Source organism: Streptomyces mesophilus (genome assembly GCF_011044995.1).
Lineage (GTDB): Bacteria > Actinomycetota > Actinomycetes > Streptomycetales > Streptomycetaceae > Streptomyces > Streptomyces mesophilus.
The window spans coordinates 1-17,825 of record NZ_JAAKZW010000173.1; the positions used below are offsets into that span (position 1 = coordinate 1).

Sequence of the window (17,825 nt, forward strand, 5' to 3'; positions counted from 1 at the left end):
GACAGGGCTCCGGGGAAAGGACTTCGGGGGCAGGGCTCCGGGGACAGGGCTCCGGGGGAAGCGCTTCGGGGGACGCGCCTCTACCCGAGCGTGAGCATCGCCTCGGCCACCTCGCCCACCGCCACCTCGGGGATCGCGGTGGCGGCCTCTTCCAGGATGAGCAGCCGCGCCCCGGGGATCTCGCGGGCGATCGCCTCACCGTTGCCGACGGGGAAGAACCGGTTGCGGCGGCCGTGCACGACGAGCGTGGGGACCTCGATCGCGGGCAGCCACTCGCGCCAGCGGGGTGTGCAGTCCAGCCGGGAGAACACCATGCCCAGCTGGTTGGCCATCTGGACCTCGGGCTCGGTGCCGGGCGTGCGGTCCCAGACGCGCGCGGCCCTCTCGTACGCGGCGACCGGGTCGTCACCGAGGCCCTTCGCGCCCTCGGCGGCGAACTCCGCCACCGCCTCGCGGTCGGCCCAGTCCGGCATCGGACGCGCGAACAGTCGCCCCATGGTCGCCTGGTCATGGCCGGGGAGGTCGTCATCGGGCGGTCCCGGCGCCACCGCGCGGGTGCCGGCCAGGGTGAGCGCCGAGAACGCGCCGGGATGGTCGAGTACGGCCACCTGCGCGACCATTCCGCCGACGCCGGTCCCCGCGAGGTGCGCGGGCCCGCCGCCGAGCGCGCCGGCCAGGGCCGCCGCATCGGCGGCGAGATCGCGCAGGGTGTAGGCGGGCGCCTGCGGATCCGTCGTGGTCGACTTCCCGCTGTCGCGCAGGTCGTAGCGCACCGCGCGGCGTCCGCCCGCGGCGAGGCGCTCGCACAGCGCGTCCGGCCAGGAGAGCATCGTCGTCCCGCCCGCGAGCAGGACGAGGGGCGCGTCGTCGGCACCGAACGACTCGATGCCCAAGGTGATCCCGTTGACGTCAAGGGTGGTGGTCATACCAGGCAGACCGGATCCGCCGCCCGAACTCATCGCTCCCGCAGGAAGCTCAGACCCGGCTGCCGCCCACGCGCCCCTGCAGCAGCCGCGACAGCGCCGCGTGCACGTCGTCGATCGACCGCTCCGGCTGGAACGCCTGCCAGTCGAGCGCCGCCACGAGCACCATCCCCACCAGGGCAGCGGCGGTCAGCGGGATGTCGATCTCCTCGCTCAGCTCACCGGCCGCCACTGCCTCGCGCAGCACCTCCTCGACCACGGCGACCGCCTGCTGCCGTACGACGAGCAGCGTGGACTGCCAGGCCCGGCCGGTGCGGTACAGCTCGGCCACGTAGAGCTGGGTGAAGGAGGGATACGTGGCGATGAAGTCCAGGCCCGCGCGGATCATCGCGTCCAGGGCGGCCACCTTGGTGCCGCCGCTGCGGGCCGTGTCGTCGACCGCCCGCTGCAGCGACTCGGTGAGCAGTCCCACCCCGTAGCGCAGGAGCTCCTCGAAGAGCTCGGCCTTGCTGGCGAAGTTGTAGTAGACCGTGCCCTTGGCGACTCCCGCGCGCTCGGCGATCTCGTCGACCGTGGTCGCCGAGAACCCCTGCTCCGCGATGAGCGTCACGGCCGCCTCGTACAACTTCGCCTTGGTGGCCTGCCGCCGCCCGCCGCCCGCCTTGGAGCCGCCGCCCGCCTTGGTGCCGCCACCCGCCTTGGAGCCGCCGGCCCCTGCTGCCTTCTGCATGCCGTCGATTCTCACAGGCCCCGGCCCGCCCCTCTCACAGAGTCAGCTCGGGATGCAGCCGGTCCAGGGTCCACACCTGGCGCTTGCGGGCGGAGAGCGCCGTCAGCGCCAGCGCGCCGACGGTGAACGCCACGAGCACCACGCACCCCTGCCATACGGGCCCGAGCCCGCCGCCCGTGATCAGCCGCCGCAGCGCCTCCACCACGTACGACATCGGCAGGAAGGGATGGATCGCGCCGAAGAACGACGGGCTCGTCTGGACGGGATAGGTGCCGCCGGCCGAGGTCAGCTGGAGCATCAGGAAGGCGAGGACGAGGATGCGCCCCGCGGCGCCGAAGCGGGCGTTGAGCCACTGCACGATCGCCGCGAAGCACCCGGTGACCAGGAGCAGGAAGCCGACCGTGCCCGCCGCGTGCGCCATCTCCAGGCCGAGGGCCCAGTGCAGTACGGAGATCAGTGCCGTGGTCTGCAGCGCACCGATCGCCGCCACCGGCAGCCAGCCGGCCAGGGCGATCCGCCAGGCGGAGGCGCCGGTGGCGAGCGCCCGCCGGTTGAGCGGCGCGATCACCATGTACGCGACCATCGCACCGACCCACAGGGACAGCGGGATGAAGTACGGCGCGAATCCGGTGCCGTAATTGGGCGCCTGGTGCAGGGACTTGGCGGCCAGCTGGACGGGATCGGCCATGACCTCCGTACGGGCGTCACGGTCGTGCTTGTCGTAGTCCGGGATCTGTTCGGCGCCGTCGCGCAGGCCGCCGGCCAGGTCGCCGGACCCGTCGACCAGCTTGAAGAGCCCGCCGTTCAGGTCCTTCGCGCCGTCCTTGAGACGGCCGACGCCCGTATCGAGGTCGGACGAGCCGGACTTGGCGCTGCTGAGCCCGGTGTGCAGCGTGCCCGCGCCCTTGGCGACGGCCTGGGCGCCCCGGTTCAGCTGGTTGATCTTCTTCACGGCCGCGTCGAGGTCGTCGCCGAGGTGCGGGGCGCGGTCGGCCAGCGCGTTCGCCTGCTTCTCCAGGGCGGCCAGGTGGTCGTCGAGGCGGTCGGTGTCCCCGGCGTAGTCCTGGACGACGGTGTTCACGTCCGCGGCGATCCGCTCGACGTCGTCGCCCGCGTCCTTGGCCTGCTTGAGCTGCGGACAGTTCGGATCCTTGAGGAGCGCGTCCTCGCAGCGCGCCTTGTACACGGAGTCCAGCGCTCCGGAGGCCTTCTCCGCCCCGGAAGCGGCGAGCGGTGCCTTCTCCACGAGCGTGTCCAGATGTCCGCGGATCGCCTTGGCGGAGTCGGCGACCAGGCGGGCCGTGTCACCGATGCTCTCGCCGTTCTCGCGCAGGAACGGGCCGACCTTGTCGGCGGCGCCGTTCACCTTGTCCGCGAGCGTCTGCGTCCCGTCGGCCACCTGGCCCGCGCCGGTCTCCAGGTCACCGGCGCCCTTGTCCAACTTCTCGATTCCGCGCGCCAGTTCACCACTGCCCGACTTGGCATCGCCCAGACCGTCGGCCAGCTGCTTCGCCCCGTCCTTGGCCTTGCCCGCGCCTTCCTCCAGGCGCCCGGCGCCGTCGGCGGCCTCCTCCGTCTTGCCGTGGATGTCGGAGAAGGACACGAAGATCTTGTCCAGGAAGGTCCGCGAGGCCTTGCTGGAGGCCGCCGACCGCACCTCGGAGAACACCGTCCGCGAGAGCTGCCCGACGATGTAGTTGTTGGCGTCGTTCGTACGGACCTGAAGCGCGCCGGTCTCGGGGGAGTCGCCCGCGCTGGACGCGATCCGCCGGCTGAAGTCCTCGGGCACGGTCAGCGACAGGTAGTACGTACCGTCCTCGACGCCCGCGCGCGCCTGAGCCGCGTCCACCTCGTGCCAGTCGAAGGTGCTGCTGTCCCGCAGCCCCTCGGCTATCCCGTCGCCCGCCGCGATCTTCCTGCCGTCGGCGCTCGCCCCCTTGTCGTCGTTGACAAGGGCGACCGGGATCTTGTCCAGACGGCCGTACGGGTCCCAGAACGACCACAGGTAGAGCGCCCCGTAGAGCAGCGGAAGCAGCAGCAGCGAGACGAGCGCGGCACGGGGGAGGCGGCCCCGGCCGAAGCGCTTGAGCTCAAGAACGGCCAGTTTCGGCGAGCGCATCGGCTGCCCCCTTCTCGTGCGTGGTGCCCAGCCGGACCTTCTGTGCCGCTTCAGGAGCCCCTTGCCCCACGGCCACGACGGTCGTCCCGGCCTCGGCGATCGCCGTCAGCATCCGCCAGGCGGCGGCCAGTTCAGCCTCCGAGAGCTTCAGATCGAGGTCGTCCACCGCGAGCAGCCGCGGCCGTCCGATCAGCGCGAGGGCCACGGACAGGCGCAGCGCCTCGATGCGCTCCAGGTCCCGCACGGCGGTGCGCGAGCCCTTGACGAGGGCCTCCGGATCGAGCCCGGCGGCGGTGAGAGCGCTCTCGCGCAGCAGCGCGGATGCGGCCGCGCGCTCAGTGCGCGGGCTCAGGAGCGAGCGCAGCGATGTGCCGAACCGCCGTTGCAGCAGGGCCCGTTCCCGCAGGTGCTCGGCGACGGTCAGGGCCGGATCGAGGTCGGTGACGCCCGGGACATGGGCCAGTGCGCTGATCCGCCGTACGGCCGCGGCCTGCCGGGGCAGCCGCAGCGCCCCGACCTCGGCGCAGCCCTCCGTCGCGCGCATACGTCCCGTCAGCGCGAGCAGCAGGGAGGTCCGCCCCGCACCGGACGGCCCTTCGACGGCGACCAGGGCGCCTGGCTCCGCCGTGAACTCCACCTCGCGAAAGGCCCACCCTCGGGGGCCTCTCACCCCGAACCCCTGCACCGCGAGCACCTGCGGCCCCCTGCTTTTGAACTGACTGGTCAGTGCAAAAACGTACACGACGCCGATCCGGCACTCGTACGCCGCCCTCCCTCAACTCCCTTACCCGAACCCTTGATCGAGCGATAAGTGCAGGTCAGGGCCGATTGTCAGTGGCGTACTTCACGATGGGGGTCATACGGCAGCTTTTTCACCGGTGCCGTATCAAACGACGACAGGAGGTTCGTCATGGCCAGTTCCTACGCAGCCGCCGCACGCCGGCGCCGCGCCTCCGGCCCTGCCCCCTCACTGAACGGTCCCGCGAGCGACGTCCACCCGGTCCTGCGCCGGGCCTCGGCCCCGCCCGCCGCCCTCGATCTGCTCGCCCAGGCTCGCAGCGGACTCGACGAGGCGGCCCGCCTCGAGACGCCCAACGAGCGCTACTCCGCCGCCCACCTCGCGGCCCTGCGCACCGCCGCCGCCGTGCTCGCCGCGCGGGGGAGGCCCGAGACCAGCGCGCGCAAGCGGGCCAAGATCCGCAGCGCTTGGGAAGTGCTCCCCGAGATAGCACCCGAACTCGCCGAGTGGAGCGCCCTGTTCGCCTCCGGCGCCACCAAGCGGGCCCGCGCGGACGCGGGCATCCAGGGCGCGGCCGGCACCCGGGACGCCGATGACCTGCTGCGCGATGTAGCGATGTTCCTGCGCCTGGTCGAGCGGATGCTCGTGCTCCAGCCGGTCCTGCCGCAGCCGCGGCCCGAGCAGCCGGATGCGGGGTGAGTGCCGGGGCTTCGGGAGCGGTGGCGCGCAGGCAATAGGGTGGGGATGAACCGTCCCCACCCCCGCCTCACCAGGCGGAGCCACGCCGAGGAGTAACCGTGTCGGACCCGATGCGCCCCCGTGCTTCCCTCCGTACCGCCGTGGTCTGGGAGGTACTGAAAGAGGCCCTCGACCGGCAGGTGAAGGCGAGCGGGCGGGAGGCGCTCGACGTGCTCGACACCGGCGGCGGCAGCGGCAAGTTCGCCGTGCCCGTCGCCGCGCTCGGCCATCGCGTCACGGTGGTGGACCCGAGCCCCAACGCGCTGTTCGCCCTCGAGCGACGGGCCGCCGAGGCCGGGGTCGCGGAGCGGGTGAGCGGGGTGCAGGGCGATGTGCACGGACTCTTCGACGTGGTCGAGCCCGGCACGTACGACGCGGTGCTCTGCCATGGCGTCCTGGAGTACGTGGACGACCCGGCCGAAGGCGTACGCAACGTGGCGGGCGCACTGCGCGAGACCGGTGTCCTCAGCCTGCTGGCCGCCGGGCTCGGCGGCGCCGTGCTCGCCCGCGCCCTGGCAGGGCACTTCACAGAGGCCCGGCACGCCCTGACCGACCCGGCCGGGCGCTGGGGCGAGGGCGACCCGGTGCCGCGCCGCTTCAGCGCCGAGCAGCTGACCGGCCTCGTCGAGGGGGGCGGTCTGCGGGTCGGCTCGGTGCACGGCGTACGGGTCTTCGCCGACCTGGTGCCGGGCGTCCTGGTGGACACCGAGCCCGGCGCCCTGGACGCCCTCATCAAGCTGGAGGCCGCGGCCGCCGAGCAGCCGGCCTTCCACGCCGTCGCCACCCAGCTGCACATCCTGGGCGAGAAGGGCTGAACCGGGCCTGGGACCGGGTTCTCGGGGTACTGGGGAATCGGGCCGGGGACGCAGTTCCCGGGCTGCCTGTTCTCAGGGGTGAAAAACGGTCGCGGTGGCCGGAACTCCGGTAACGGGTGGAACAGGAGCAGTGAGCCGGAAGCGCCGCATCCGGCGCAGTCCTCCTGATCAGGGGCGCAACCGCAGACGGAGTAGGCCACAGGCCCCCCGATCAGGGCCTGTGACCCGTATGATCGAGGGACACCGACCGGCATGACGGCCGTACCGCTGGGGAATGAACGCCTCAGCTTCGGGTGCCATGACGGGCCGGAATGGCGAATTGGCGTAGAGGGGCGGGTTTCACGGGGGCGATTCCCTGCCTATCCTGAAGGGGACCCCCGGTCGCCCCGGCGACTGCACGATGAGGAGGGACTCCGTGCCGCTCTCAGAGCACGAGCAGCGCATGCTCGAGCAGATGGAGCGAGCGCTGTACGCCGAAGATCCCAAGTTCGCGACAGCGCTTGAGGGAAGCGGGCTGCGTACGTACACCCGGAAGCGGGTCTACCAAGCGGTCGCCGGCTTTCTTGTGGGAATCGCGCTCCTCATGGCAGGAATGGTCGCGCAGCAGATCTGGATCAGCGTGGTGGGATTCCTCGTCATGCTCGGCTGTGCGGTGCTCGCGGTAACCGGTTGGCGCAAGGCGCCCAAGCCGGGCGAGCAGGCCCCTGGTACGGCGGCCGGTCAGGGCGGGACAGCTCCCCCGACCACGCGGCGTCAGGGCCGGCAGCGGCGGTCGATGATGGACCGCATCGAGCAGCGCTGGCAGCGGCGCCGCGAAGAGGGTCACTGACTTAAGGCTCACCCGACGTGGGTGTGGGGCGGACGCTTCGGCGTCCGCCCCACACCCACGTCGTCGTTCGGGGCGCCCTTCGCACGGGATGCCCTGCGGACCCCGGTCCGACGCCGCCGCGCGGCAGTGACGGTGCGGACGCCGCCGGCAATGAGGGGTGCGCGGGCCGAAGCCCCCGCACCCCTCACACCGCTACTTGGCCCGGCGCGGAACCAGCCGCTCGAAGCTCCACCGGCCCCCGCCCCAGCGCTCCTTGAGAGCGGACCAGCGGTCCGAGAAGGCCCAGCCCACCCGGACGGCCGAACGCGGGGCGAACGTCGCGCGCAGCCGGGTGCCACGGCTCATCGTGGCCCGCAGACCGGCCCGTACCGTACGGACGTCCTCGGCCACACCGGGCGCCGGGCGTGGCGTCGGAGCGTAGAGCACCTGCTCCACCGCCGCCGCGAGCCGGTGCACCGCCTCGGCCGCGTCGATCTCCAGCTCACCGAGCCGGACGATCCGGGCCGCCGCCTTGCGCGGGGTCTGCGCCTCATCGGGCGCGATGCCGTAGTCCCAGGCCGTATCCGTGACTTCGAGCCACGCGGCCAGCGTTCTCGCCGCCCCGTCCGCCGGTGTACGGCCCCCTGAACCGAGCCGTATCCCACGGACCCGCGTGCGCCACATCAGGGGCAGCAACGGCACCCCGATGAGGAGCAGTACGGCCGCCGAGATCCCGAGATACGTGCCCCAAGGCGTCCCGCCGCCCGAACCGCTCCCTGCCGCACCCGGCTCCTGCGACCCGCACTCGCCGAAGCGGCGCAGATCCGCGGGGCACGAGTCCGAGGGCGACGGGGAGTCCTCGCCACTCGGCGCCGTCGAGCTCGAGGACGAGGGCGCCGCCGTGGTCGGGGAGTCCGACGGAGTCTCCTCACGGGTGTAGTCGGGCGCCGTACCACGCGTCGGCGTCGGCTCGAAGCGGGTCCAGCCCACGCCCTCGAAGTACAGCTCGGGCCAGGCGTGGGCGTCGCGGAGTCCGACCGACATCGCCCCGTCCGAGGTCGGCGAACCGGGCGTGAAGCCCACCGCGACCCGGGAGGGGATGCCGAGGGTGCGGGCCATCGAGGCCATCGCGAAGGAGAAGTGGACGCAGAAGCCCTGCTTGTCCTTCAGGAAGCGGCTGATCGCCGCCGACCCGCTGCCCGCGGTGACCTTGGTGTCGTACGAGAACCCGCCGCTGACCGCGAACCAGTCCTGCAGCTTGACGGCCATCTCGTACTGATTGGTGGCGCCCTCGGTCACCTTGAGCGCGGTGTCGGACACATCGCGCGGCAGCGAATCGGGTACGTCGGTGAACTCGTCCTCGATGTCCGCGTTGGGCGCCGGAGCCCCGGCCAGCTTGGCCGCCGTCGGCCGCACGACCAGGCTGCCGACCCGGTAGTCCTTGCCCTTGGTCGTCTCCCCGCGGTCGCCCACGACGGCGCGCCCGATCGGCTCGAAGCGCCAGTTGCCGTCGATGTCGACCGCGGTCGCGGGATACGGCATCGGCAGCCAGTCCTGCGCGTAGTCGTCGGCGGCCGTGATCTCGGTCGTGACCTCCTTGGCGTCCACGTCGCCGCTGAGCCCGCGGGGCTGCGGGAACGGCGAGGGCACCTCGGTGATCGCACGTTCCGCCGGCTTCCAGGCCGTGCCGTCGAACTGGTCGAGCGACACGATCCGCAGGTACATGTCCTGGTTGGACTCGGAGTTCGTGCGGTACCTGAGGACCTCGCGGTCGTTCGGCTGGTTGAGGCTGTTCTGCAGCGAGACCAGCGGGTTGACCGCCGAGATCGTCCCGCCACCGCCACCGCCGCCTCCGGTGAACACGCCGCGCAGCGTCGAGCCGTTGCCGGTCCCGGCCAGGTTCTCGCCGGCCACCGCCTCGTACACGGTGATCCCGCCCATCGTCACGCCGAAGACGACGACGGCGGCGAGCGCCGGCCGCTTCCAGCTGCGCAGTCGCTTGCCCTGCACGGGCGAGACGGCATACGAGGCATCGGCCGGCGGGGCGGCAAGGGTCTCGCCATGGGGGCCGACCACCGTGCCGAGGAACTGAGTCGGCCGCTCGTTCCGGCCCCCGGAGCCAAGAGCCCCCAGGACCATGGTGCGGTCCGCCGCCGGCAGTGCCTGCGTGGCGTCCGCGGGGTCCACGGTGCCGAGGACCTGCGTGGCGTCGGCGGGGTCCACGGTGCCGAGGACCTGCGTGGCGTCGGCGGGGTCCACGGTGCCGAGGACCTGGGTGGCATCGGCGGGATCCACTGTGCTCAGTATCTGCGTGGCGTCGGCCGCGTTCGTGGCGCCCAACACCCGTGCGACCTCGGAGGACTTGAGCAGCTGCGTCTTGTCGGCAGGGGCGCCGGGGGCGGCGCCTGCGGCCGGCGACGGTGCCGGCTCCGCGAGACCGTCGAGCGGAATCGGCGGCACGTCCACCACACCCGGGCGCCAAGTCGTCATCATCGCCGGGGCGTTCGGGGCCGCCGGGGCGGTGGACGGCTGCGCGCCGCAATCCGCCTCGGTCTCTGCGCGGAACGTCTCCGGCACCGGACGGCCGTCCCCCGCCACCGGTATCTGCCGGGCGCGCACCGGCTTCGCCTTCACCGCGACCTCGCGCACCTGCTCGCCGGTGCGCTTGAAGAAGTGCTGGAACACCGGGCCGCCACAGGTGGCCACAATGCTCATCACGCCGGCGCCGAGGATCGTGCCGTACACCCCGAAACTGGACGCCAACTTCGCGGCCAGCACGGCCGCGAGCGCACCGCCCGCGACCTGGGGCACATTGACGTCAATGCGCTTCTTCTTGTCCTCTGCTCCGGTTTCCGACTGCTGAGCCATCCCCGTCCCTTGATCGCCGTCTCGCCTGACTGCTACCAAGAAGGGACTTTTGGGCGAAGCGGATAGTTCCGTTTCGGGAGTTTCTGTGAAGCAGCACACCCCTGTAAGCAGGGGATATGGAAGCGGCAGGGGTCAACTCCCTTGCCCAGGGACAACTTCGGCGGCGCGCCGGTCCACCCAGGTGGCCCGAATGGAGTACTGTGACGAGCCCTGGGTTCGGACTCCCGCCTGGGTACCCAGGGGCCCGTCAGGGACCCTCGGGAGGGGGATCGCTGCACAGGGTGACCGCGGGTGACCGATCTGCCCGACTTCGGTCACTTTGCGTGGTGAATAGGTAACCGTGCCATAACGGCGATCAAGGACCCATGCCCGACACGCCGGGCAACTCGGCAAGGTTGTGGCAGGCTGCACCCGGGCAGGCCACACTCGACTAGCGGAAGCAGCGACGCACGTGACGTCGGCAGGCACCACCCGGGAGGTCCCCATGCCCGAACTGCGTGTCGTGGCCGTCTCCAATGACGGCACACGGCTGGTGCTGAAGGCTGCGGACTCAACGGAGTACACCCTTCCGATCGACGAACGCCTGCGCGCCGCTGTGCGCGGCGACCGGCCAAGGCTCGGCCAGATCGAGATCGAAGTCGAGTCGAATATGCGCCCGCGCGACATCCAGGCGCGTATACGAGCAGGTGCGACCGCGGAAGAGGTCGCCCAGCTCGCCGGCATTCCGGTCGATCGCGTACGCCGCTTCGAAGGTCCCGTGCTCGCGGAGCGCGCCTTCATGGCCGAGCGTGCCCGGAAGACTCCTGTCCGCCGCCCCGGTGAGAACGCAGGACCCCAGCTCGGCGAGGCCGTGCAGGAGCGGCTGCTCCTTCGCGGCGTCGACAAGGAAACCGTCCAGTGGGACTCGTGGCGTCGTGACGACGGCACGTGGGAGGTCCTGCTCGTCTACCGGGTCGCGGCCGAACCGCATTCGGCGAGCTGGACCTACGATCCGCCGCGGCGTCTGGTCGCGGCCGTCGACGACGAGGCGCGCTCGCTGATCGGCGAGTCCGACGACATCGCGGCGCCCGAGCCCAGCTTCCCGTTCGTGCCGCGGATCGCCCGCCTTCCGCGCGACCGGCCCCTTGACCGTGCGCTCGACCGGCAGCTGGACCGTCCCGAGCGGCCCGAACGGCAGATTCCTGCGCCGACGCCGGAGCCCGTCGAGGAGTCCACCACCGCGGAGCGCGATTCGCTCACCAGCCTCCTGGAGGCGGTGCCGAGTTTCCGTGGCGATCTCGTGGTGCCGGAGCGTCCGTCGCCGGCCGCTTCGGCCTCCGCGCCGACGGCTCCGGTGGAGCGGACGGTCGAAGAGCCGCCCGCGCCCGAGCCGGAGGTCGAGGAGCCGCCGGCCCCCGCGGCTTCGGCAGGTTCCGCGTATGCGGATGTCCTGATGCCGCGCACGGTCGCAGGTCACCGTGACCGCCTTGTCGGCACCACGGACCGGCAGGCCGAGGCGGACGGTGTCCGGCCGGGTCGCCGTGCGGCGGTGCCGAGTTGGGACGAGATCGTGTTCGGTACGCGGCGCAAGAAGAAGGACTGAGTCCCGCTGTGACGTGAGGGCCCGCACCGTTTGGGTGCGGGCCCTCACGTATGGATTACGGGTTCGGTCCCGTAGCCACCGAGCGCTACGGGTTCGGTCCCGTAGCCACCGGGCGCTACGGGTTCGGTCCCGTAGCCACCGGGCGGGACTCGTCCGCGGACCACTCCGACCACGAACCCACGTACAGCTCCGCGTCGATGCCCGCGACGGCGAGGGCGAGGACCTCGTGGGCGCCCGAGACGCCCGAGCCGCAGTAGACGCCGACGCGGGGGGCCTCTTCGCTGCCCAGGGCGCTGAAGCGGGCCGCGAGATCGGCGGCCGGCAGGAAGCGGCCGTCGGCGCCCACGTTCTCGGTGGTGGGCGCGGAGACCGCGCCCGGGATGTGGCCGCCGACCCGGTCGATGGGCTCCACCTCACCGCGGTAGCGCTCGCCCGCGCGGGCGTCGAGGAGGAGGCCTTCGCGCGCGAGGGCCGCGGCGCCGTCGGCGTCGAGCAGCGGTACGGCGCCCGGGCGCGGGACGAAGTCCCCCGGCTCGACCGAAGGGGGCTCGGTGGAGAGTTCGCCGTCCCATGCCGCGAGGCCGCCGTCGAGGACCCGTACCGACGGGTGGCCGGCCCAGCGAAGGAGCCACCAGGCGCGGGCCGCGGCCCAGCTCTGGCCGCCGTCGTAGACGACGACGGGGCGGTCCTGCCGTACGCCTGCCGCGCGCATCGCCTCGGCGAACACCTCGAGGTCGGGCAGCGGGTGACGGCCGCCGGTGCCCGCAGGACCGGCGAGCGCGGTGTCGAGGTCGACGTAGACGGCGCCCGGGATATGCCCGGCCGCGTAGGCGGCGCGGCCGTCGAAGGACGGCTCGCCCGCGGCCTTGGCCAGCGTGAGCTGCCAGCGGACATCGAGAAGTACCGGCGGGTACTGCCCCTTCGACTCGCTCGCAAGTTCGGCAGCGGAGATGATGGCATTCATGGGCACATCCTTGCGCAAAGCCTGTTCGCGCCGGGAAGGGGCCATTACCGTGCACCGCCGGGAAGGGTGAGCGGGAGCGAAACGGGCATGCTGCTCACGACATGCGCCCCGAGGAGAGAGTGACGATGACCGAGTCAGCAGCTCGGCACGCGCCCGGCACGCCCTGCTGGGTGAGCCTGATGGTGCACGGCCTGGCCGGTACGCAGAGGTTCTACGGTGCACTTTTCGGCTGGGAGTTCCTGCCCGGTCCGCAGCAGCTCGGCCCGTATGTGCGCGCGCTGCTCGACGGCCATGAGGTGGCCGGTATCGGCGTGATGCCGCACGACCGGCATCTGCCCATCGCCTGGACCCCCTATCTCGCCTCGGACGATCTGGACACCACCGCCGACACCATCCGCCACAGCGGCGGCACCGTCGGCGTGGGACCGCTGGAGGCGGACCGCGCGGGTCGGCTGCTGATCGCGTCGGACCCGGCCGGCGCCGTGTTCGGGGTGTGGCAGGCGGCGGAGCACGGCGGCATCGGCGGTGCGGGGCGGCCCGGCACCCCCGTGTGGAACGAGCTGGTGACGCGGGACACCGCCTCGGTCGCGAAGTTCTACCGGGCGGTCTTCGGATTCGGCGAAGAGCCCGTCGTCTCCGCGGACTTCGACTATCTGGCGCTCTCCGTGGAGGGCCGCGCGGTGGCCGCGATCCACGGCGTGGGCCATGGGCTGCCGCGTGATCGCGGTGCGCACTGGACGACCTTCTTCGAAGTCGAGGACGTGGACGAGACGGTGCGGCGGGTCGGCGAGCTCGGCGGCCATGTGCTGCGCGGCCCGCACGACAGCGGGCACGGCCTGATGGCCACCGTGGCGGATCCGGAAGGCGCGGCGTTCAACGTCGTACGGAGCGCTGCCGAGTAGCGCTCCTTGCACTGGCCTAAAGTTGCATTCCGTACCAAAACGTACGAATGACCGGGCCGTACGAGTGCAGGAGTCAGTGCATGCCGGAGCCGAAGCGTCGCCGCCTGAGCCGGCGGACGTCCAAGATCCTGCTCGGCACGGGCGCCGTGGTGGTGCTCGCGGCGGCCAACGCGCCCGCCGTCTACGACTTCGCCTCGACCCAGTACCACGCGTACGAGATCGACCAGCCCGAGTACAAGGCCGAGCGCGGGCGGTGGAGCCTCGTGGACGTGCCCGAGGAGTTCCGGATCAACACGATCCACGCGGCGCTCCTGCACACGGGCAAGGTGCTGCTCGTGGCCGGGTCGGGCAACGACGCCAAGCAGTTCGACGCGAAGACCTTCCGTACGGTCCTGTGGGATCCGAAGGAGAACACCTTCGAGAATATCCCCACGCCCGCCGACCTGTTCTGCGCGGGGCACACCCAACTCCCGGACGGCAGACTGCTCGTGGCGGGCGGGACGCAGCGGTACGAGACCCTCGAAGGCGATGTCGAGAAGGCCGGCGGCCTGATGATCGTCTACAACGAGAACCCGGACGAGCCGAAAACGCTGCCCAAGGGGACCCGGTTCACCGGACGCGAGAACGGCAAGACCTTCGAGTCGCACGCGAGCGTCGTCGTGCCGCGCGCGAAGAAGAAGACCGATCCGGGGACCGGAAAGGCCGAGGTCACCGCGTCCAGCGCCCGGGTGTACGTCGAGGCCCTGGAGAAGGGGCCGCGGCATCAGACCGGTACGCAGGACCAGTACCGCGTCTTGGGGCTCGAAGGCGACGAGAAGCAGAACATCTACGGCATCGCGCAGAAGCTGTCGTTCGACAAGAAGGACTTCCAAGGGATCAAGGACACCTTCGAGTTCGACCCGGTGGCCGAGCGGTATGTCCAGGTCGATCCGATGCATGAGGCGCGCTGGTACCCGACGCTGACGACGCTGGAGGACGGGAAGGTCCTGTCGGTGTCCGGGCTCGACGACATCGGGCAGGTCGTGCCGGGCAAGAACGAGATCTATGACCCGCGGAAGAAGGAGTGGGAGTTCCTGCCGAAGGCGCGGTTCTTCCCCACGTATCCCGCGCTCTTCCTCGCCTGGGACGGGCGGATCTTCTACACCGGCTCCAATGCCGGGTACGGGCCCGACGACCAGGGGCGCGAGCCGGGGATCTGGGATCTGGACAGCAACAAGTTCACCAAGGTGCCCGGGATCAGCGACCCGGACATCCTCGAGACCTCGATGTCGGTGCTCCTTCCGCCCGCGCAGGAGCAGCGGTACATGGTGCTCGGGGGCGGCGGGGTCGGCGAGTCGGCCAAGTCCACGGACAGGACGCGTCTGGTGGATCTGCGCGAGGACGAGCCGCGCTTCCGTGAGGGGCCGCGGCTGTACGACAAGGCCCGCTATCCCAGCAGTGTGATCCTGCCGGACGACACGGTCCTGACGGCCAACGGGTCGGGTGACTACCGCGGGAAGTCCGACAGCAATGTGCTGAAGGCGGCGATCTACGATCCGGAGACGGACAAGTTCACGGCCGCCGCCGATCCGCTCGTGGGCCGCAACTACCACTCGGGCGGGCTGCTGTTGCCGGACGGACGGGTGATGACCTTCGGCTCCGATTCGCTCTTCTCCGACAAGGCCAACTCCAAGAAGGCGAAGTTCGACCAGAGCCTGGAGATCTACACCCCGCCGTATCTGCACCAGGGCGGTGCGCGTCCGGTGCTGCGGGATCCGGAGGGCGGGCGGCGGACGGTGAAGCTCGGCTCCACGGTGGCGTACGACAGCGACGACCCGAAGGCGATCAGCAGGGTGCGGCTGATCCGGCCGGGCTCCTTCACGCATGTGACCAATGTCGAACAGCGGTCGATCGCGCTGGACTTCGACCGTACGGAGAAGGGCGTGGAGGTCACGCTGCCGCAGAATCCGGCGCTTGTGCCGCCCGGCTGGTACATGCTGACGGCCGTCGACGACCGTGGAGTGCCGTCCGAGGCGGTGTGGGTGCATGTGCCGGTGGCGGCGGACGCGCCGACGCATGAGACGACGGACGAGGATCCGGAGCCGGCGCTCAAGTAGCTCGGTGAGCCTGGATGTGGCGTTATCGATCGATTTGGCACAAGTGAGGGTCGGCCCTTACCGTTGTTGACGCACCGGGAAATCGCCGTCGGATGACGGTGGATCCTGATGTACGACCCTCCCGGCCGAGATCGCCGGGAGTGGACGGCAAGAGAAAGTAGTACCAGCGTCGGCTGCCTGCCCAGGCCGCCTCTCAGGACGCGAAGGGCATACCCAGATGATCGTTCCTGGGTTCCCTGGTGCTACTCACAGCTCGAATCCCCTTCAGCTCCGTCACCGGGAACCCCATCCCAGAGACGGAGTTCTTCCATGTCCGAGCAGATCCAGACCCAGACCCAGACCCAGACCGAGCGCAACAAGCAGATCGTCGTGGACTACTACCGGACGGCTTTCGGCGGTGACCCGGAGAAGGCGATCGCGGACCACTTCGGCCCGGTCTACGTCCAGCACAACCCGGACGCGGCCGACGGCCCGGAGGCCTTCACCGGCTTCGTGACGTGGCTGCGCGGTGAGTACCCGGACCTGAAGCTCGACATCAAGCGCGTCATCGCCGAGGGCGACATGGTCGTCACGCACTCCCACCTCGACCTGGAGCCGGGCAACCCGCAGAACCCGGGCCGCGCCCTCGCGGACTACTTCCGCCTGGAGAACGGCAAGGTCGTGGAGCACTGGGACGTGATCCAGGACGTCCCGCTGAACGCCGCCAACGGCAACGGGATGTTCTGAGGCGGCTGCGCGAGCCGGTTGCGGGGGGGCGCTGTCGGCCGCGTATAGGCGGTATGTCGGTGACGGGTGCGACGGTGAAGGTCTTCGTTCGTCTGTCGCAGCCCCGAGGAGTACGTCATGTCCGCGTCCCGCACCTGGAACGTGCGCCGTCTCCCCGCCGCCCGCGACCGTACGGCCCTGGTCACCGGGGCGAACGCCGGGATCGGCTACTTCGTGGCCGAGCAGCTGGCCGCGGCCGGTGCCACCGTGGTCCTCGCCGCCCGCAGCGCCGCGAAGGCCGAGACGGCGATGGCGTCCATCCGGTCCCGTACCCCGGACGCCCGGCTGCGCCACGTACCCCTGGATCTGGCCGATCCGGCCTCCGTGAAGGCCGTGGTGGACCATCTGGACACCGACCGGCTCGACGCGCTGATCCACAACGCGGGCATCGCGCTCGACGATCCGCCGCGCCGACTCGACGCGTACGGCCGTGAGTTGATGTTCGCCACGAACCACCTCGGCCACTTCGCCCTCACCCAGTGGCTGGCCCCGCTGCTCGCCGCCGCACCGGCCGGGCGCGTGGTCACGGTGGGGAGCTTCGCGGCCCGTTCGGAGCGGCTCGATCTGGACGATCTGCAGTCGGTTCAGGACTACGACGCCAAGCGCTCCTACGGCCGCTCGAAGCTGGCGCAGATGTCGTTCGGGTTCGAACTCGACCGCCGGCTGCGGGCGCTCGACAGCGGTGTCCTCAGCGTGGTCGCCCACCCCGGCGGCGCCCTTGACTCGCTGACCCCGCCGCGTGCCGGGCTGCACGCGGCCGGCCGTGCCGCGCGGGTCGCCGCCCTGCCGGCGCGGGCCGTGCTGCAGGGAAAGGAGGCCGGTGCCTGGCCGATCGTGCGGGCCGCCCTCGACCCCGGGGTGCGGGGCGGCGAGCTGTGGGGCCCGCGGGTCTTCAAGCTGCGCGGTGTCCCCCGGCGTGAGCCGGTCCCGGCCCATATGGCCGACCCGGAGACGGCGACCCGGTTGTGGGCGGCGAGTTGCGAGCTGACGGGGACGGATCCGCATCTCGGGTTCTGCTGAGTGCGTCGAGCTCCCCTGAGGGGCCGTACAACGAGCGGGACCGGCGCCTCCGCGTGAGCGGAGGTACCGGTCCGAGGGTTCCGTGTGCTCAGCCCCAGGCTCCCGCAATCTGGCGGGTCGTGGCGTTGAGGCGGTTGAAGAGGTTCGTCACGCCGATCATCAGGATGATCGCGGCCAGCTGCTTCTCGTCGAAGTACGAGGCGGCCGCGTCCCACACCTCGTCGCTCACCGGGTCGGAACGGTCCGCGAGCCGGGTCGCCGCCTCGGCGAGGGCGAGGGCCGCGCGCTCCTCGTCGGAGAAGTAGGGGGCCTCGCGCCAGGCCACGACCGTGGCGAGCTGCTCGTCGGTGACACCGGACTTGCGGGCGGTCTTGGTGCCGCCGTCGACGCAGGCGCTGCAGCCGTTGATCTGGCTGGCCCGCAGGTGGACGAGTTCGAGGATCTTTCCGTCGACTCCGCCGGAGTGCACGGCCTTGAAGAGGCCCTGGATGGACTGCATGGCGTCGGGGAGAACGGCGGCGGGGTTCTGCATACGGGACTGCATCTCTGGTTCCTCCTTGAGGGCCGGGCTTCCGGCTTCTCGTCGTGGGCCGGGCTTCCGGCCTGTCCGTCCGCCCCGTTCCGTCGGGGCGATGACTCCATAACAGCCCCGGCGGGGGTGGTGCGGCGATGGCCGTGGGACACCGTGGGACAGGCGAAAAGCCCCTGGACAGCGGCGATGCGGCGAGGAAAACTTCGGCGGGGGCGGGACAGGGA

At 71.2% G+C, this 17,825-nt stretch carries 15 protein-coding genes; 8 read left to right on the forward strand and 7 right to left on the reverse strand.

What is annotated here, in order from left to right:
• Positions 1-80: 80 nt before the first annotated feature.
• From G6045_RS29775 to G6045_RS29790, 4 genes are read right to left on the reverse strand one after another with little or no spacing between them, the layout of a single operon-like run.
• Positions 81-926, reverse strand: a complete 846-nt coding sequence (locus tag G6045_RS29775; RefSeq protein WP_165335249.1) for an alpha/beta fold hydrolase — start codon at positions 924-926, stop codon at positions 81-83.
• A gap of 49 nt (positions 927-975) precedes the next feature.
• Complete coding sequence (locus G6045_RS29780) at positions 976-1,653, reverse strand: TetR/AcrR family transcriptional regulator (protein ID WP_165335250.1); 678 nt, start codon at positions 1,651-1,653, stop codon at positions 976-978.
• A 34-nt stretch (positions 1,654-1,687) separates the two neighbouring features.
• Positions 1,688-3,772 (reverse strand): YhgE/Pip family protein, encoded by a 2,085-nt coding sequence (locus G6045_RS29785; protein WP_165335251.1) that lies wholly within the window; start codon positions 3,770-3,772, stop codon positions 1,688-1,690.
• Positions 3,744-4,409: an ATP-binding cassette domain-containing protein gene (locus tag G6045_RS29790; protein WP_328707948.1), complete on the reverse strand. Its 666-nt coding sequence runs from the start codon at positions 4,407-4,409 to the stop codon at positions 3,744-3,746. The genes G6045_RS29785 and G6045_RS29790 overlap by 29 nt, the downstream gene beginning before the upstream one ends.
• A 273-nt stretch (positions 4,410-4,682) precedes the next feature.
• On the opposite strand from G6045_RS29790, the gene G6045_RS29795 reads away from it, so the two are divergent.
• The 3 genes from G6045_RS29795 (at position 4,683) to G6045_RS29805 (ending at position 6,893) form a co-directional block, all read left to right on the forward strand.
• Positions 4,683-5,210 (forward strand): SAV_6107 family HEPN domain-containing protein, encoded by a 528-nt coding sequence (locus tag G6045_RS29795; RefSeq protein WP_165335253.1) that lies wholly within the window; start codon positions 4,683-4,685, stop codon positions 5,208-5,210.
• A gap of 98 nt (positions 5,211-5,308) precedes the next feature.
• On the forward strand, positions 5,309-6,064 hold the full coding sequence (locus G6045_RS29800; protein ID WP_165335254.1) for a class I SAM-dependent methyltransferase: 756 nt from the start codon (positions 5,309-5,311) through the stop codon (positions 6,062-6,064).
• A gap of 415 nt (positions 6,065-6,479) precedes the next feature.
• Positions 6,480-6,893, forward strand: coding sequence for a DUF3040 domain-containing protein (locus tag G6045_RS29805; RefSeq protein ID WP_165335255.1), 414 nt, complete (start codon positions 6,480-6,482; stop codon positions 6,891-6,893).
• A 192-nt stretch (positions 6,894-7,085) separates the two neighbouring features.
• Here G6045_RS29805 and G6045_RS29810 read toward each other — a convergent pair whose 3' ends face one another.
• Positions 7,086-9,740, reverse strand: coding sequence for a transglutaminaseTgpA domain-containing protein (locus G6045_RS29810; protein WP_235968385.1), 2,655 nt, complete (start codon positions 9,738-9,740; stop codon positions 7,086-7,088).
• Positions 9,741-10,224: 484 nt separating this feature from the next.
• Here G6045_RS29810 and sepH point away from each other — a divergent pair, with 484 nt between their 5' ends.
• Positions 10,225-11,322, forward strand: coding sequence for a septation protein SepH (gene sepH / locus G6045_RS29815; RefSeq protein WP_165335256.1), 1,098 nt, complete (start codon positions 10,225-10,227; stop codon positions 11,320-11,322).
• A 115-nt stretch (positions 11,323-11,437) separates the two neighbouring features.
• On the opposite strand, the gene G6045_RS29820 is transcribed toward sepH, so the two are convergent.
• Positions 11,438-12,286 (reverse strand): sulfurtransferase, encoded by an 849-nt coding sequence (locus tag G6045_RS29820; protein ID WP_165335257.1) that lies wholly within the window; start codon positions 12,284-12,286, stop codon positions 11,438-11,440.
• Between the two features lie 125 nt (positions 12,287-12,411).
• Between G6045_RS29820 and G6045_RS29825 the strand changes: the two genes are divergently transcribed.
• The 4 genes from G6045_RS29825 to G6045_RS29840 all read left to right on the forward strand — a co-directional run bounded on the left by G6045_RS29825 (position 12,412) and on the right by G6045_RS29840 (position 17,069).
• Positions 12,412-13,188, forward strand: coding sequence for a VOC family protein (locus tag G6045_RS29825; RefSeq protein ID WP_165335258.1), 777 nt, complete (start codon positions 12,412-12,414; stop codon positions 13,186-13,188).
• 80 nt (positions 13,189-13,268) lie between these two features.
• Positions 13,269-15,284, forward strand: coding sequence for a radical copper oxidase GlxA (gene glxA, locus G6045_RS29830; RefSeq protein ID WP_165335259.1), 2,016 nt, complete (start codon positions 13,269-13,271; stop codon positions 15,282-15,284).
• A 309-nt stretch (positions 15,285-15,593) separates the two neighbouring features.
• Entirely contained in the window at positions 15,594-16,010 is a 417-nt protein-coding gene (locus G6045_RS29835; protein ID WP_165335260.1) for a nuclear transport factor 2 family protein, read from the forward strand.
• Between the two features lie 117 nt (positions 16,011-16,127).
• Positions 16,128-17,069, forward strand: coding sequence for an SDR family NAD(P)-dependent oxidoreductase (locus tag G6045_RS29840; protein WP_165335261.1), 942 nt, complete (start codon positions 16,128-16,130; stop codon positions 17,067-17,069).
• Between the two features lie 88 nt (positions 17,070-17,157).
• Here G6045_RS29840 and G6045_RS29845 read toward each other — a convergent pair whose 3' ends face one another.
• Entirely contained in the window at positions 17,158-17,613 is a 456-nt protein-coding gene (locus tag G6045_RS29845; RefSeq protein WP_165335262.1) for a carboxymuconolactone decarboxylase family protein, read from the reverse strand.
• Positions 17,614-17,825 lie beyond the last annotated feature (212 nt).

What these genes read in the sequence shown, in the direction of transcription:
- G6045_RS29780 (WP_165335250.1), bottom strand. Translation starts at nt 1,653, where the DNA reads ATGCAGAAGGCAGCAGGGGCCGGCGGCTCCAAGGCGGGTGGCGGCACC.
- G6045_RS29785 (WP_165335251.1), bottom strand. Translation starts at nt 3,772, where the DNA reads ATGCGCTCGCCGAAACTGGCCGTTCTTGAGCTCAAGCGCTTCGGCCGG.
- G6045_RS29775 (WP_165335249.1), bottom strand. Translation starts at nt 926, where the DNA reads ATGACCACCACCCTTGACGTCAACGGGATCACCTTGGGCATCGAGTCG.
- G6045_RS29840 (WP_165335261.1), top strand. Translation starts at nt 16,128, where the DNA reads ATGTCCGCGTCCCGCACCTGGAACGTGCGCCGTCTCCCCGCCGCCCGC.
- G6045_RS29845 (WP_165335262.1), bottom strand. Translation starts at nt 17,613, where the DNA reads ATGCAGTCCCGTATGCAGAACCCCGCCGCCGTTCTCCCCGACGCCATG.
- glxA (WP_165335259.1), top strand. Translation starts at nt 13,269, where the DNA reads ATGCCGGAGCCGAAGCGTCGCCGCCTGAGCCGGCGGACGTCCAAGATC.
- G6045_RS29835 (WP_165335260.1), top strand. Translation starts at nt 15,594, where the DNA reads ATGTCCGAGCAGATCCAGACCCAGACCCAGACCCAGACCGAGCGCAAC.
- G6045_RS29820 (WP_165335257.1), bottom strand. Translation starts at nt 12,286, where the DNA reads ATGAATGCCATCATCTCCGCTGCCGAACTTGCGAGCGAGTCGAAGGGG.
- G6045_RS29810 (WP_235968385.1), bottom strand. Translation starts at nt 9,740, where the DNA reads ATGGCTCAGCAGTCGGAAACCGGAGCAGAGGACAAGAAGAAGCGCATT.
- sepH (WP_165335256.1), top strand. Translation starts at nt 10,225, where the DNA reads ATGCCCGAACTGCGTGTCGTGGCCGTCTCCAATGACGGCACACGGCTG.
- G6045_RS29795 (WP_165335253.1), top strand. Translation starts at nt 4,683, where the DNA reads ATGGCCAGTTCCTACGCAGCCGCCGCACGCCGGCGCCGCGCCTCCGGC.
- G6045_RS29825 (WP_165335258.1), top strand. Translation starts at nt 12,412, where the DNA reads ATGACCGAGTCAGCAGCTCGGCACGCGCCCGGCACGCCCTGCTGGGTG.